14 protein-coding genes and 1 pseudogene are annotated in these 15,731 nt (G+C 51.7%); 13 read left to right on the top strand and 2 right to left on the bottom strand.

The window, feature by feature from the left end; all coding sequences use genetic code 11:
* Window positions 1-224 precede the first annotated feature (224 nt).
* Complete coding sequence (locus ACHZB8_RS17520) at window positions 225-485, bottom strand: hypothetical protein (protein WP_316862222.1); 261 nt, start codon at window positions 483-485, stop codon at window positions 225-227.
* Between the two features lie 266 nt (window positions 486-751).
* On the bottom strand, window positions 752-3,973 hold the full coding sequence (locus ACHZB8_RS17515; protein ID WP_316862221.1) for a proton-conducting transporter membrane subunit: 3,222 nt from the start codon (window positions 3,971-3,973) through the stop codon (window positions 752-754).
* 327 nt (window positions 3,974-4,300) lie between these two features.
* Here ACHZB8_RS17515 and hypA point away from each other — a divergent pair, with 327 nt between their 5' ends.
* The 13 genes and pseudogenes from hypA (at window position 4,301) to pgsC (ending at window position 15,729) form a co-directional block, all read left to right on the top strand.
* Window positions 4,301-4,675, top strand: a complete 375-nt coding sequence (hypA, locus tag ACHZB8_RS17510; RefSeq protein ID WP_316862220.1) for a hydrogenase maturation nickel metallochaperone HypA — start codon at window positions 4,301-4,303, stop codon at window positions 4,673-4,675.
* A gap of 70 nt (window positions 4,676-4,745) precedes the next feature.
* Window positions 4,746-5,771 (top strand): GTP 3',8-cyclase MoaA, encoded by a 1,026-nt coding sequence (gene moaA, locus ACHZB8_RS17505; RefSeq protein ID WP_316862218.1) that lies wholly within the window; start codon window positions 4,746-4,748, stop codon window positions 5,769-5,771.
* A gap of 103 nt (window positions 5,772-5,874) precedes the next feature.
* Window positions 5,875-7,116, top strand: coding sequence for a gephyrin-like molybdotransferase Glp (gene glp, locus ACHZB8_RS17500; RefSeq protein ID WP_316862216.1), 1,242 nt, complete (start codon window positions 5,875-5,877; stop codon window positions 7,114-7,116).
* 11 nt (window positions 7,117-7,127) lie between these two features.
* The gene (locus tag ACHZB8_RS17495; RefSeq protein ID WP_316862213.1) at window positions 7,128-7,289 is read left to right on the top strand and encodes a hypothetical protein; all 162 of its coding nucleotides are present in this window, start codon (window positions 7,128-7,130) and stop codon (window positions 7,287-7,289) included.
* A complete protein-coding gene (locus tag ACHZB8_RS17490; protein ID WP_316862211.1) occupies window positions 7,286-7,492 on the top strand; it encodes a ThiF family adenylyltransferase in 207 nt (68 codons plus the stop codon). The genes ACHZB8_RS17495 and ACHZB8_RS17490 overlap by 4 nt, the downstream gene beginning before the upstream one ends.
* 120 nt (window positions 7,493-7,612) lie before the next feature.
* A pseudogene (locus tag ACHZB8_RS17485) lies at window positions 7,613-7,985 on the top strand (IS481 family transposase); the annotation flags it as partial.
* 399 nt (window positions 7,986-8,384) lie between these two features.
* On the top strand, window positions 8,385-10,391 hold the full coding sequence (locus tag ACHZB8_RS17480; RefSeq protein WP_316862210.1) for a CocE/NonD family hydrolase: 2,007 nt from the start codon (window positions 8,385-8,387) through the stop codon (window positions 10,389-10,391).
* A 49-nt stretch (window positions 10,392-10,440) separates the two neighbouring features.
* On the top strand, window positions 10,441-11,028 hold the full coding sequence (locus ACHZB8_RS17475; protein WP_316862209.1) for a DUF6305 family protein: 588 nt from the start codon (window positions 10,441-10,443) through the stop codon (window positions 11,026-11,028).
* A 256-nt stretch (window positions 11,029-11,284) separates the two neighbouring features.
* Window positions 11,285-12,619 carry a hypothetical protein gene (locus tag ACHZB8_RS17470; RefSeq protein WP_316862207.1) on the top strand — a complete coding sequence of 445 codons (1,335 nt, stop codon included), beginning with the start codon at window positions 11,285-11,287 and terminating at the stop codon, window positions 12,617-12,619.
* 17 nt (window positions 12,620-12,636) lie between these two features.
* Window positions 12,637-12,807 (top strand): hypothetical protein, encoded by a 171-nt coding sequence (locus ACHZB8_RS17465; protein WP_316862205.1) that lies wholly within the window; start codon window positions 12,637-12,639, stop codon window positions 12,805-12,807.
* Between the two features lie 10 nt (window positions 12,808-12,817).
* The gene (locus tag ACHZB8_RS17460; protein WP_316862204.1) at window positions 12,818-14,026 is read left to right on the top strand and encodes a hypothetical protein; all 1,209 of its coding nucleotides are present in this window, start codon (window positions 12,818-12,820) and stop codon (window positions 14,024-14,026) included.
* 87 nt (window positions 14,027-14,113) lie between these two features.
* Complete coding sequence (locus tag ACHZB8_RS17455; protein WP_316862202.1) at window positions 14,114-15,295, top strand: Mur ligase family protein; 1,182 nt, start codon at window positions 14,114-14,116, stop codon at window positions 15,293-15,295.
* Window positions 15,289-15,729: a poly-gamma-glutamate biosynthesis protein PgsC gene (pgsC, locus tag ACHZB8_RS17450; RefSeq protein WP_316862201.1), complete on the top strand. Its 441-nt coding sequence runs from the start codon at window positions 15,289-15,291 to the stop codon at window positions 15,727-15,729. Before ACHZB8_RS17455 ends, pgsC begins: the two co-directional genes overlap by 7 nt.
* Window positions 15,730-15,731 lie beyond the last annotated feature (2 nt).

Below are 15,731 nucleotides of genomic sequence, written 5' to 3'. Positions count from 1 at the left end.
AGCTGAGCTTGACCAGATCAAAAAAGGGTTGGGCGAGAGGCGGTCCAATCCGCCCCTGAAGCCGGGGCGGCCGACACGTCGGTCGAGTCCCTTGAGTGACAATCCCAAAACCAGAGCGAACAGTCCGCCGGGGAACAGGAAAACCGCTAGAAGAATACCGAGTTGCATAGACTTGGTTGTTCCCTTCCTTACGCCTTGAGGTTCTGAGCCAAGGCCCTTGGGCATCAGCCCATGGATGCTTTGTCCGGGGTTTCAAAGAGGCTGTTGGCACCAAGGCGCGTCTGACCGCCCGACAGATCGCCAACGCCGCACACATGGGCGTTGGAGCGGACCACGCCATTCTTGCGCCCAAGCCGCAACCAAGGCAGCAGGATAAGGCCAAAGACCAGCACCAGAATGGACAGCAGCATTGGGCTCCAGCCATCCGTCCCCGGCAATGGACCGGTCACTGTGGCAGCAATCGGGGTCATACCCAGATCGGACATGATGGCTGCAATCGGCACTTAGAGCGAGGCCAGGAAAGAGACCGAGAGCAGACTGCCAAGCGTCAGAACACCCATTGGAACAAGCATGCAACGGGGGCTTCTCAGCATCTTCAGCCTGCGGGTTTGGCGTTCCCATGAAGGCCGCATGGGCGAATTTGAGAACAGCGGCCAGCGTGAACAGACTGCCGATCATGGCCATAACACCAAGCAACCAATGGCCGGACTGGAAGGATGCCTCAAAGATCATCCATTTCGAGCTGAAACCATTAAGAGGCGGCACCCCGGGCAAGAGACAAACCTGCAAAGAGGAACATGCCGAAGGTCATTGGCATCTTGCGGCCAAGACCACCCAGCTCATCCAGCATGGTGGCGTGACTGCGCACCATGATCGCACCGGCGACAAGGAACAGCGTGTCTTTGAGCAGCATGTGATTGACAAAATGCAGCAGGCCGCCGGCAACGCTGAGCGTGGTGCCAAGGGAAATCGCCAGTAGCACATAGCCAAGCTGAGAGACGGTGGAGTAGATCAGCACCATCTTGATACTGTTCTGGATAACCGCCATCACACCCGCATAGACTATGGTGATGCCCGCAATGATCGAGATGGCATAAAGCAGCACCGGTTGTCCGGCGGTCGTCCCACCGAGTTTGGCAAAGACAGCAGCACCTCCGAAAGCGACAAACAACTTGAGCACGCCCCACGGACCGCTTTTCAGCAGAACCGCCGAAATGTAGCCAGAGACAGGGGTTGGCGCTGCAGCCGGATGCATCTGATAGTCAATACGCACAGGCAATTGGGCCGCTTTCATAACCATGCCGAGGAAGATCAACACGATGGCAGGGGCAATCGTGACGGCAGGCAGATTGGCAAGAGCGGAGCCCAAAGCAGCCAGTAGGAAAGTGCCACTTTGGGCAGCGACCATCGTGACGCCAAGGAACAGGAGGGACGCGCCGATGGTGTTGAACAGGAAGTATTTGAACCCTTCTCTGCGAGCGACAGCCGTTTCCTCATGGACGATTGCAGCCCACAGAGCCCAAGCACTCATCAGCTCCCAGAAGGCAAAGAAATTGAACAGATCAGCAGCTGCCGTCATGCCCAACAAGCCAGCGATCATTACCAGAAAGGCAGCATAGAAGCGCGGCTGGGCATGACTATGAGCGAGATAGGCTGTTGTATGGAGCATGTTGAGAGCCCCGACCCCTGCGATAAGTAGTGCAAAGCAGAAGGAAAGCATGTCATAGCGATCCGCTTCAAAGAGGATGGCGGCAATGGCCAGCAGCAGCGTGATGACGGCCAGACGACCAGCCCACGCCACCGAGAAACGCCCAGTGAACAGCACCAGAATGGCACCGATCATCACCAGCCCTGCCGAAAGCGGCCATTGCATGACCAGATCAGGTACCATGGCGGGAGCGAGACCGGCATTGGCCGCCAGTTGATTGCCAATCGGTATGATCAGATTGAGCTGATAGGTCGGCACCAGACCGCCAAAGAGGATGGCGGCAGCCAAAAGGCCCATGGCCAGCAACATGGTGGCGGGCGCTTCCTTGACGTCGCTGATCGAAGCTGATGCGGGATAGTAAAACAGAACGCTGATAACACGGGTATAGTAAACCACGCCAATTATACCACCCAAGAGAAGGATAACGGCAACCGCATACTGCCCGGCTTCCACCGCAGCGTAGATCATCAGGAATTTCGATATGAACCCGGAGAAAGGCGGCAGCCCCATGAGGGCAACGCTACCAAGCGCATAGACTCCGGCGGTGATCGGCATCTTCTTGCCCAGCCCAGCCAAATCACTGATCTGGCGTAGCCCGGTGCGCATCAGGAAAGCACCCGCCGCATAGAAAAGAAGGGTTTTCATAACCGCATGATTGAGCACATGGAGCAAAGCGGCGTCCGTTGCCAGCGCCGTACTGATGCCCAAAATTGCCGTGATTTCCCCCACTTGAGCCAATGTCGAAAAGGCAAGCATTCGCTTGAGTTCTTTCTCGAACAAAGCGCGAATCTCACCGTAGAGCAAAGTGAAGCAACCAAGCACAATGAGCACGGTTTGCAGATCGATGCCATTGCCTACAGCGCGAGCAATGCTTGATACACCAAACACACCGAACAGGATTTTGACAATTCCGAACAGACCGGCCTTGGTCAGGATGCCCGACAAGGGACCGGAGACCGATGAAGGGGCTTGAGGATGCGCCAAAGGCAACCAGGCATGGAAAGGAACCATACCGGCTTTCACTGCAAAGCCGAGGAAAACGGCACCCGCAATGACCAGCACGGCGACAGGAGCAACACCAGCAAAGCCTTCAGCCAGAGCGCTGAATTCAAATGAACCGATTTCTGCGTGGGCAACCAGGATACCGTAATGCATGAGATAAGCACCACCGGCACACATCACAAAATAGACCAAGCCGGCTTTCAGCGCCTTTTGCGTCTGTTCGTGAATGACGAGGAAGTAGGACGTCCAGGTCATCAGTTCCCAATAGACATAGAAATTGCCGAACTCATGTGCCGTTGTCAGACCCAACATCGATCCGAGCATCAGGAAGGTGAAGAAGTAGTAACGGTTGACCCATTCCTGCTTCGCCATATAGCCAATCGAATAGATGACCATGACTGCTATGATTCCGGCAAATAGCAGTGCAAACAATTTTGAGGTTGGATCAAGCGTTGCATCCAGAGCAACCATGGCCACGCTGGCAATTGCAAGTGCCACGGCGACCAGATCACGCAATCGGGTGGAAATACGCCCAAGTGCGTAAATTACGAAACCACCAATATAGGGCACCAGCACAAGCAACGCCCAAGGTGATTCAAACTCCGGCAACCCCTCCAGACCTGCATAGCCAGCAAGGCTGGCTGCCCAATGTTCAATCGGGGCAGGAAAGACGCTGATCAGCGCTGCGGCAACCGCCAGCAGGCTTGCCAGAGGCATCGCCAGCGAGGGCGCAGGGCGCAGCAGGACGCGGTGCCCAGATTTCTCAAAACAGATTTTTTGAATGAGGATCAGATAGTAAACCGCTGCGATGATCGAGGCGAGGGTTCCTACTGCAGCAATGGCCCACTGCCCCTGCTCGATCGCCGCATAGAGAATGAGAAATTTGGAAAAGGATCCCTTGAACGGTGACAACCCCATGACCGAGAACATACCAAAGCCGAACAAGGTAGTGACGAATGGCATCCGTTGGCCACTGCCTGCCAGATCTCTCAACCAGATCGAAGCCGTCCTGCGGATAAGGTACCAGCCACTCACCAATACCAACCCACGCATAACGAGCTGATAGGTGATATGCATATAGGCTCCGGTCTCACCGGCAGCACCACCGATGCCGAGCCCGATCAAAACATAGCCGATTTCTGCGATAGTCGAGACGATGAAAACGCGGACGGGATTCCTAAGACTCAGCAGAGCCCCTATCTCGCCGCACAATAGAAAAATGGCCCCCATCCAGGCCAGACTCATCGGGTCCAGGGTCGTCATTATATTGGTCCTCCACTCAGGAGACCGGCTTTTCGGCGCTAGTCAGCAGCCATACCGGTTCCCCTTTGGAGACCAAAGTGCGCGTGTCAAACCAAGCTGTCTGTCACACGGACGACAAAGCAAAAAAAATATTTTGTAAGGTACCCGACAGTCAGTTTTTAAGCCACGGACGCTAAACAGATATTCAATAAAAAACTGCGTTTTACTGTTTTTCAACGCCACTGCATATCATTGAATACGCTTTGACTTTCAATTTGAAACGCCATTATCTTCACTCAACATTCAAAATGAATCGAAAAATCCCTTGTTAAACTAAAGGACTATTTTATGCACGAGCTATCTCTCTGCCAAAGTCTCATTCAACTTACAGAACGGATAGCGAATTCTTGTCAGGCAACAAAAGTCATAGGCGTTACTGTAGAAATGGGAACCGCTGTCGCGATCGAGGAGGAAACTTTCCGGTTCTGCTTCGATGCGGTTGCAAACGACACGATCGCAGATGGCTCGAAACTGACAATTGAATGGATAAGGCTGAAGCTGCAATGCCAGCTTTGCGGCAACCGCTACTATCCCACGTCATCGGTCATACCTGAACCCTGCCCTCAATGTGGGTCATTTGACACGAAATGCCTGTCTGGCCGCGAATTTACCGTCAAGCATATCGAAGTGGAGGAGCAGGCAAAGGAGGTCGAGCTTCATTAATGCAAACCGGCAGGGCGCCCGCCCCTAAGGCGTCAATTTAGAAGACAAAACGGTGTTGGGAGGCATCGAAATGACGTTGACAAGGAAACCACCATGCTCTCGTAATCTGAACGATTCCTTCGGACGCACGATCGACTATCTCCGCCTTTCGGTTACGGATCGATGCGATTTCCGCTGCTTTTACTGCATGGGAGACAATGTCACCTTTCTGCCCAAACAAGATGTACTCAGCCTTGAAGAGTTGGACAGGCTCTGTAGCCTGTTTATCGATCAAGGCGTCAGAAAGCTGAGATTGACCGGCGGAGAGCCTCTTGTGCGCAGAGGCATCCTTACGCTCATCAGCGGCCTCTCACGCCATCTCGAAAGCGGACGCCTTAGAGAAATAACACTGACGACCAACGGCTCCCAACTTGCCAAGATGGCCACGGCATTGGCCAACTTCGGAGTGACACGCATCAATATATCGCTTGATACCCTGAGGGCCGAGCGTTTCACGCGGATCACAGGCAAACCCCGCTTTGCACAAGTGCTCGATGGCATCGAAACTGCTTTGAAAGCCGGGATAAGACTCAAGGTCAACACAGTAGCCCTCAAAGGTGTCAATGATGATGAGTTTGGTGATCTCATCCGGTTTTGCCACGAGCGAGAAATGGATCTCACGATCATCGAGACCATGCCCTTGGGCGGGCTGCTCTTGGAACGGCCAGATGTCTATCTCCCTCTCAGCGAAGTGCAGGATCAGCTCTCGGACAGTTGGTCGCTGACAAAAGCCGATCACCGCTCTAGCGGACCGGCTAGCTATTTTACCGTAGGAGAAACCGGTGGGCGGATCGGTTTCATCGCCCCCATGACACACAATTTCTGCGAAAGCTGCAATCGGGTACGCCTGAGTTGCACAGGCATTCTCTATACATGCCTTGGCCGCAATGATGCCACCAACCTACGCACGCCTCTACGCTCATCCCAAGACGACGCCCCCATTATCAAGACTATCCGAAAAGCCATCGCCAACAAGCCCAAGGGACACGATTTCAACATCAACAAGGACCGGAACCATTCCGCGCTAAAGCGCCAGATGTCAGTCACGGGAGGATAGGCCAGTCCACGCCCATTTTCCCAGCACCGAAATAATCCCGAAAGCCAGCCCACACCCATGATCACTCTCATGAGTGCAATCATAGCAATATGGAGGAAAGCAAATGATTTCCTATCAAGAAGCCCTCAAACGGCTTTTGCATTGCAACCCACTCCCCACCACAAGTCTCCCCATTCAGGAAGCATGTGGCTTTGTTACTTCAGAGCGCATTACCAGCACCCAGATCGTCCCACCTTTCACAAATTCCAGCATGGACGGTTTCGCCATCCGCTCTGAGGAATTGACCACAGCGACCCCAAACACTCCAGCAATACTGCCAATTGTCGGATCGACGGCAGCAGGAGAAAGCCCAGCAACCGCCAAGGGGGGCACATGGGAGATCATGACCGGCGCAGCTCTGCCGCAAGGCTATGATGCCGTCGTCAAGATCGAGGATGTGGAATGTGTTGGAGACCGGGTGCGGTTCACCGCACCGATTGGCAAGGGCGAGAATGTCCGCCTTGCCGGCCAGGATTTCAATTTGGACGATATCGTTGTCGCTGCGGGCGACATCATCGGTCCTGCTCAGATCATGGCGCTTGCTGCCGTAGGGCAAAAAAATGTGACGGTCTATCGCAAACCTTCCATCACCCTTATCAATACGGGCACGGAGCTGGTTCAGAATACGGACATACCACTGAAGCCGGGACAGATCCGCGATGCAAGCGGCCCTTATCTGATGACAATGCTAAAAGCGCTGGGATATGGCGCCAACTATGGCGGGATAGTTCCTGACGATGACAAGCTCTTCCGCACCCGTTTGGAAGAAATATTGGCGGAAGGGACAGCGGATGTAATCATCTCCACCGGAGCGGTTTCTGCGGGCAAATATGATTTCATCCCCGACATTTTGCGCACCCTTGGGGCCGAAATCATTTTTCACAAGGTCACAAATCGCCCGGGCAAACCAGCACTTTATGCGCGCTTTGCGAACGGCGTCCATTATCTCGGCCTTCCGGGCAATCCGGTTTCCACCGCCGTCGGACTGCGATTCTTCGCCCTGCCTCTCTTTCGTCACTTGCAGGCTTTGCCCGAAGAAAAACCCTTGATGGCCAAACTCCTGACGCAGACACGCAAAGTTCAGGGTCTGCGTTTCTTTTGCAAAGCCCACGCTTCTGTATCCAAGGATCAATCCTTGCAAGTGGAAGTATTCGATGGTCAGGAATCTTTCAGAATCAAACCGATGCTTCAAGCCAACTGCTGGGCTGTCTTTGACGAAGACAGCAGCGAGATTCCTGCTGGGGAAACAGTCGCCATCTATCCGCTCATGCCAGACAGATGGATGCTGCGCACCCTTTGCTCATGAGGACACAATCTATGAACATTACTATCCATTGCTTTGGAGCCTTTCGACCCTTCGGCGAGACGCTCTCGCTTTCCGTTTCCCATGGAGCAACCGTTACCGACTTACACGGCTTGTTCCTCAAAGAGGGCATGCAGCTAACCGTCATTCCCCCTGCATCCGGAGGCCAGAAATGAGCAACATTCTCGTAGATAACTGCGCCATGGACCAGCAACCGCCCGATGTTTTGCAAGCGCTAGGGTCACCTCTCCTCTTGTACCTTGCTGCAATTGGAGTTGGACATCTGGGCATTATTTATGATGATCTGGTCAGCCTGTCCAATCTGCAAAGCCAAATCTTGCACGCAACTCAAGACCTCAACAGGTCTCTTGCGGTCTAGCCTTCTGTTTTGAGGTGACCAGCGCTCTAGAAACACTTCTATCGCTGAATCCGGGCATCCATGTCACGCCTTGCAATGAACGACTGACAGAACATCCACCCATTGGCACATGAATATGATCAGGTTGATGTCAAATTTCTGAATTTTTTAGGAGAAAAACGGAAAACCTGTAAAGCGCTACCAATACACGGCAATTGACGATGCTACCCGCGTTCGGGCGCTCAAGATATATGAACGCCACACACAGGCCAACGCCATCGACTTCATCAATACAGGTATAACCAAGCTCCCATTCCGTACAAGGGAAGTGAGGATAGACAACGGGCATGAATTCCAGGCTAAATTTCATTGGCACGTGGAGGATCAGGACATACGCCATGTTTGTATCAAGCCCGCATCGCCTCAGTTGAATGGTAAAGTCGAACGTTCTCTTAGAACCGATCAGCAAGAATTTAACCAGCTCCTCTCATACAAGGGCGACATTGATCTCAAAACCCTTTCGAGCATTGCATAGAGTAAATCATGATAATAATTAGACATTTTGTTTATAAGTAATATTGCATATTTATTACCTAGGTTATGACTTATTTGTTTTGTTATTATTTTTTCAAGTTCTAATTTTGCTTGGTTATGATTTGTTTTTATTTATTGCTGCCAATAATTTGCATTGGGTTTTTGGTGGCATTCTAAAATAACTCGCAGGGATGGAGCCCTATTTCAGTTTTATTTCAAAAAATTTCCAAACCGAATATTTCCTTTAGTTATATCTAAACATGTGAAATTTACCTAGAATAATGAAATTATGCTTATTTTTCAATTACTTATGCATTTTGGCACGGTCCTTGCTAATTTAGGGAGGGTGAGACACATGCATCAGGTAGGAGGAATATGTATGATGCAGAAATTAATGAAATGGACGCTAAGAAGCGGAGTGGCCAGTCTTGCGCTGACCGCTGCAGTTTTGACGGGGCTCTCCTCGGAGGGGCTATGTGATGTTGGGAACCCCAATGCAAAACCGGCACCTGCTGCTGACGCCCAGTATAGCGAATATATCACCGAGCTCGATGTTCCCATTACCATGCGGGATGGAACAATCATCTATGCGGACATCTATCGTCCAAAAGCTGATGGCAAGTTTCCTGTGCTGGTCGATGGTACACCCTACGGCAAGACCAATGCTATGATGCTGGCTGCAGGCACGTTTGTGCCACGCGCGACGTCTCAGGGCTATGCCTTGCTCGTCTATGACGTACGCGGCCAGAACAGTTCCGAAGGCGAGATTGATCTGCATATCAATCTTAAAGATGATGGCTACGATGTCGTCGAGTGGGCTGCAAAACAGCCTTGGAGCAATGGTCGTATTGGTGTTGATGGGGGGTCTTACGACGGTCAGGTTGGCTTGAATACAGTTCTGGCGCATCCACCACATCTTCAGACCGGTATCGTCGCTGTGACTGCTGCCGACCTCTATCGTCAATGGTACTATCGCGGTGGCGCTCTGGAATTCGAATTCCTCGCAGGTTGGACAGCAAACAACTTCTCTCGTCGCTTGGCTCCTCGTCTGTTCCCGAATGAAGAAGAACGCCAAGATTACCTTGATGAGCTTTCCCTTTATCCTGCGGACCCGGCAGCGTATGCCAATGCGCTTCCGGTTCGGGATTTTGAACCCGCTCAGATGGGTGAAGAGAACTACTTCAAGGAATGGGTTGATCACAATCTGGACGGCGAATACTGGTGGAAGCGCAACCCGAAAACCTACTTCCACGAAGTAACCATTCCGGTTATGCATCTTGGTGGTTGGTATGATATCTTTAGCGCTGGTACCATTGAAGCTTGGCAAAGCATAAAAACCCAAGGCGCAACGGCACTCGCCCGAGACAACCAGACCCTGTTCATTGGTCCGTGGGACCATGCTGAAATTCCTTGGGCAAACAAAAAAGGCGTGGACCATGTCGGAGAGGTGAATTGCGGCGACGCTCTTGCCAACTACGATCACGCAGCGATGCGTCTTGCCTATTTTGACTATTGGCTGAAAGACCTTCAACGGCCAGGCTTTAATCCTGACGAACGGGTTCATACCTGGACATTCAACGCCAATGAATGGCGGACCCAGAAAGACTATCCTCTGCCAAACACTGAATATACCAAATTCTATCTGAATGCGGAAACCAGTGGCAGCAGTCAGGCTCTGTATGATGGCTCATTGAGTGAAACACCGCCGGCTAAAGAAGTCGAACCGGTAACTTACGAATATGATCCGATGAAACCTGTCGCGACAAGGGGTGGCAACAACCTGTTTGCTATTGCCCTGGATCCAACAGGTACACCATCCGCAGGTACAACCGGATCGATGAAGGCTGATGAGGATCTCATCAAAGCCGTTCTGAGCCAGGATTCTCGTCTGCCATCAACCGGTAGTGGTCCAGAAGATCAGATCCCTGCTGAGGTCAATACGATTACCTTCACGACCCCGGTTCTGAAAGATCCTAAAGAACTGACCGGTCACATTCGTGCGGTTCTTTATGCGGCTTCTGATGCCGTTGATACGGACTGGGTTGTTCGTCTCTCTGACGTTACACCTGAAGGCAAGTCTATCATTGTTGCAGACGGTATCCAGCGTGCTCGCTTCCGTGAATCCGGCATCACCCCAACGCTGATCGAACCAGGGAAAATCTATCAATATGAAGTGGATCTCTGGCAGAACAGCTGGGTCTTCGAGCCGGGCCATCGTATCCGCGTAGCCGTCACCAGTTCCAACTGGCCTCGTTATAGCCGCAACATGAACGTGGCTGAGCTACCAGAATTGGCGACTGAATGGAAAGTGGCAAATAACAGTATCTACATGGATCCGAAGCATCCGTCCCATGTGATCCTGCCTATCATTCCAGCGGCCAAATAGCCGATCAAATACTTCAATACCCCAAGACCGAACAACCGGCACTTCCATAATGGAAGTGCCGGAACAAGAGGAATTTGTCATGAAATCTTTCCGCACTTTACTTGCAATATGTGCAATGGCCATTGGTTTGGGCGCATCTGCAGCGTCCGCCGCAGACTTTCCAGCCATAAAGTCTCCGGTCCTCGTTACATCCATCGGGCAGTCCCCCGATTGCAACACCGTCAAGGTGTTGGCAAAGAAAGCCAAACTGAAAGACATCACCTACAACCCGATGGCAACCGCAGATGATCTGGATGGTCAGAATACTCTGCTGGTCACCGTCGGCGTTAGCCACAAAGGTTTTGGCGTTGCCGGGGTTAACCTCGACACCGAAACTGCACGTTCCAATGCTCTGCTGGATGCTGCAAAAGCCAAAAATATTCCTGTGATTTTGATTCATATCGGTGGCGTTGAAGGCCGTGAAGCAATGTCCCAGAAAATGCTCGACGTCGTCACTCCCAAAGGCGATGCCTTCCTGGTTTATGCAGAAGGCAACGGCGATGGCTATTTCGACAAAATGGCAGATGGGAAACCACTCATCGCAGTTGAGAAACCTATCAAGTTGATCGGTGTTTTCAAAGAATACGCAGCTGAGTAGTTTTCCGGCCATTGCTGACGGGCCGGCACTTGCCCGTCAGCCCCCCCTGACGGCTTTCCCTTGTGCAATATTGTCCGTTCTCACTCGATTGATAAGGAACGGACAGAGCGCAAAGTGAGTCCCTAGTTATTCCGGGCATGCAGTCGTGCTTCTCATCCACTGATCATGCTCTTTCTTGTCTCGGCTTGATGGCTTTTTCTTCAGGATTAGTGCCTGGGGGGTGAGCCCATCTTTGAAAAATTCCGTGAGGTTCTCCATGTTCGATCACTCCCACGGTGAAGCAATGTACTTTACCGCCGGAACTGCCTTGGCTGTGTTGCTGATTTCCTATGCGGTCATCATGCTGCTCGGCAATAAGTTCAAGCAGAACATCCCAATCGCCCTTAATTTGTTCGTTTCGGTCGCGCTGAGCGCTATCGTGACAGGCTTCAACCCGTTCCGGCATCTTTTCGAGGGACCTGTTTGGTATATCTATATCAACCTTGTCATTATTTGCGGCATGATCTTCCTGACCGCAATGAAATGGGCAGGCAATCTTGATTGTATTGCCTATGACATCCTGATCAATTTTCGTAAAAGACCAGCTATTCTGCTCATTTTGGTTATGGTCTTGCTGTTTTTCCCGGGCATGGTCACTGGTGTGGGCACAGCTGCGGTGCTCAGTACCGGCATGGTTGCCGTCGTTATTTTGCGGATTTGCGGCCTTTCAAACCTTAACATTGCCGCGATCGTCGCGATTGTGACATCCATTGGTGCAGCGGCTCCTCCAGTCAACCTGCCAGCGATCATCATCGCCAGTGGCATCAATATGCCTTACGAAGGGTTTGACCGTATCCTTTGGGTCTTGACCCTGCCGACCGGACTGTTCGCTATGTTCTGGCTTGGCTGGAAACAGTATAAAGTTCCCTCGATTGAGGATATTGAAGCGGCTCTGCCAAAACCGGAACGCAAAAACGCCTTCATGCCCTATGTGCCATTTGTAGTTGTTGTCACGATCATGGTCTGCATTCGTGCATTCCCAGGCGAATTCCCCGACATCGTGACGCCGATGGTTTTCATAGTCGGTAGCTTTGTTGCGCTCTTCTCAGGCAAAAAATTTAACTATGTACAGGCTTGCAAGGCCGCGCTGAGCGGCGGGGTGTTCGGTACTGTCTGCCTGATCTTTGTGGTTGGTGCAGTGGTCCAGGTCACAACCTTGACCGGCGCCAAAGGTCTGCTGGTTTTGACAGCCATGATGGTCGGCTCAATTGCTCCTGCCATGATGTATGTGGCCATGGCGATCAGCTTGCCGATTTTGGGCGGTGTACTGACCCATCTTGGTGCTGCGGTCATCCTGGGTATTCCATTCACCTTGGCTATGATCTCTGAAAATCAAATAGCCTTTGTGGCTGGCACATCCATGCTTTGTGTGCTTGCACAGTTGGTACCGCCGTCCGCTCTGGGGGGATATTTCGCTCAGGAACTCGTCGATGAGCCTCACTATATGCCAGTTTTGAAGAAAACCATGGTGCCTGTTCTGATCACCATCGCTTTCACTATGGTTGAGCTCGTCTTCGCCAACGACTTTGCTGCTTGGTTCGTACCGTTCTGAGCCGATAGGAGGATTCTATGACTTTACCACCGCTCTATATGGTTGTGATGGGCATGTATACCATTCTGACCGCCTACATCATCTATCTGGTTATCTCCATCGTCTTGCAATCGAAGAACCCTTGGGAACAGGCCACATCAATCATTGTCCTTGTTCCTTTCATCATGCGTCTGCTGTTCATCAAGTAGGGAGATCATTATGTCAAACGCAAAGAAAACTGGTTTGATGGCCATTGCAGGATCACTGGCATTGAGCGCGGTTCTGACCGTGAACTATATGCAGATGTGGCACGATGACATCATTATTCCCGGCCCGGGGGTCTCTGAGGTGAAATGGCTCAGCGACTATTATCCGGACCTCAAGGGCACTCTTGGTGACACGAGAGTCTATATCATGGAAGGAGAGGAGCCGGGTGGCACATTTCTGATTTTGGGCGGCACCCATGCCGACGAACCTTCAGGTAATATGACGGCACTGATCGTGGTCGAACATGCAACGGTCAAAAAAGGCCGGGTTATCGTTATGCCCAACACCAGTAACACCGGTTACACCAACAACTACCCGCAGGAAGCACATCCTCAGTATATCACGATCAAGCAGGAAAACGGAGCAGAGCGTAAATTCAGGTATGGGTCCCGTACCGGAAACTCTGCCGAACATTGGCCTGATCCTGAGGTGTTCATTCAGTATCCTCACAAACAGAAATATTCAGGGGAGGAATGCCGTAACCCGAACAGGGCCTATCCAGGCCGTCCCAACGGCACCTTTGCAGAAAATGTCGCCTATGGCATTCAGATGCTGCATCGTGCAGAGCATATCGATCTGCAAATCGATATGCATGAAGGGCAACCCGAATATCCATTCGTCAATGCTCTCAGCGCTCAAAAACGGGCGGCGGACGTTGGCAGTATGGCGGTTATGGAAATGCAGATGGCAGATCTGAACATCGGCATGGAAACCTCTCCGGATTCTTTCCGTGGCCTCTCCAATATTGAGATGGGTGATATGTTCCCTCGGCTCTATGCTTTCACGTCAGAAACTGTGAACCCTCTGCAAGGTAAGATTCGCGGCATCACAGACGCCAAGCTGACGATTGAAGGCAAAGACGCTTTTTATGATGAAGCTGCAAAGCTTGGTTACCTGTTTGCTCCATGGCCTGAAATCGGCAGTCCACTCAAATTGCGTGTCGGCCGCAACATTCAGGAAATGCAGGCATTGGCCACTGCTTTCACGGATGAGACCGGCACGGAAATCGTTTGGGGTGAAGATTTACCCACCTATGAAGATCTGATGGAACATGGCGTGGGATACTATCTCAATCGCCTTCCAGAGGGTGGCGTCGAACGACCCGAGATCAGAGCATTGCCTGGCTATTGGCGTCTCTGGTCAAAGACCTGGACGTCATAAACCAACCTGTGTGAGGAGAACCCGTGCTCCCTGCTGGTTCTCCTCACATGCCTGGCGCAATTCTAAAACATCACATCGGTTTCGATCATGCTTTATTTGGCTTGCTTACTCCTTGTTCTTTCTCTTCTTGGCCTTGAAAGCTATTGGATCTCTCGATGTCGTGGCAGAATACCCGTTCGCATTCACGTCCACGGAACCAGAGGCAAAACCAGTACGGTGCGCGCCTGCGCCAGAATGTTGCGAGCCAATGGGATGTCAGTTCTGGCGAAAACAACAGGGGATGCGCCTGAATATATATTGCCTGATGGCAGCTCAGTCCCCATCCACAGAATTGGACCGGCACGTATTCAAGAGCATGCAGCATGTCTTCATAGGGCTGCCCATTTGGGAGTGGACGCGCTGGTCGTTGAAGGAATGGCTTTGGCTCCTGAAACCGTTTGGCAATCTGAACGAATTTTACAGGCAACGCACGCCATCATTACGAACTGGCGTCCAGACCATGCTGAAACCATGGGAAAGGGGCGCACGGGTGTATTGCGCACGCTTAGTCTGATGATCCCCAAAGGAAGACCGTTGATTACGTCATCCGAGGAAGGGGTTGAGGATCTCAAGACGATAGCGAAGCATTGGAAATCCCCCATAAGGACCATCACTCCGGAATTGGATACAGATCAGTCCTCAAGCTTCGCAATCGCGTTAAGAGACCTGATGGCAGAAGAGAAGAGTTCGGGTGGCGTTGGCTCACCAATCCTGTCTTGTGTCCTCGAAGCGCCAGACAGGGTTGGACAATCGTACACACCAACCTGTCAGGTCATCCGTACTTCACCCTTTTGCGACCATCTGAATGCTCGTTTCCTTGATTTGTTTTCGGCCAATGATGTTTCTTCGACAAACTCTCTGTTGAAACAGAACAGAGTGCCGCCAAACCAGTTCAAGGTGGCCATCCTGGCGACACGAGCCGACAGGCCATTGCGTACCGCAGAATTTTGTCAATGGCTCGCCCACATGGCGACGTTCGATTTGGTCATACCCCAAGGCGATCATGCCGGATTCGTCTGGCTGCACTACAAAAACAAACTCAACCTGAAATTCGTCAGACCATGGTGTGATCCTTTGTCGATTATGCTCGATTTGAAATCTTACACCTCAAAGACGAAAAAGATCGGTGTTTTTCTGGTTGGACTGGGAAACAGTCACGGTGCAGGGGAAAAATGGCGTAACACTTTGAGGCCCTTGTGTGCGAAAGGGGAGGAATCTGGACCATGTTAGTTCAGTCTATTGCCATCGCGCTCGTATACGGCTTCTTCCTTTTTGAGATGACTGGCCTCACTGCGGGCGGTTTGATAGCTCCGGGATATTTTGGGTTGTCTTTCGATCAACCCTGGTTGATCGGTTTATGTTTGCTTACCGCCTTTTCAACCATGCTCCTGACCAGATGCCTTTCATATGTAACGATCCTTTACGGCAGGCGACGGTTTCTCGTAAGCGTCCTCATGGGATTTGCACTGCAGTGGGTCTTGCTGTCCCTCTTCATGGGCACAGAGCTAGGTCAGGGCCGGATAGAAGTCGTCGGTTACATCATACCGGGACTGGTGGCGAGCGAGATGGACAGGCAAGGACCACTCCCTACCTTGTTAGCATTGCTCGTCCTTTCCACCCTCGTTTTTTTGAGCATGAAGCTGTTGTTGTGGCTGCAAGTTTGATC

The sequence above is a fragment of the uncultured Cohaesibacter sp. genome (assembly GCF_963556055.3).
Classification (GTDB): Bacteria; Pseudomonadota; Alphaproteobacteria; order Rhizobiales; family Cohaesibacteraceae; genus Cohaesibacter.
The sequence above is the reverse complement of the archived record's forward strand: the minus strand, read 5'-3'. Positions and strand labels throughout refer to the sequence as shown.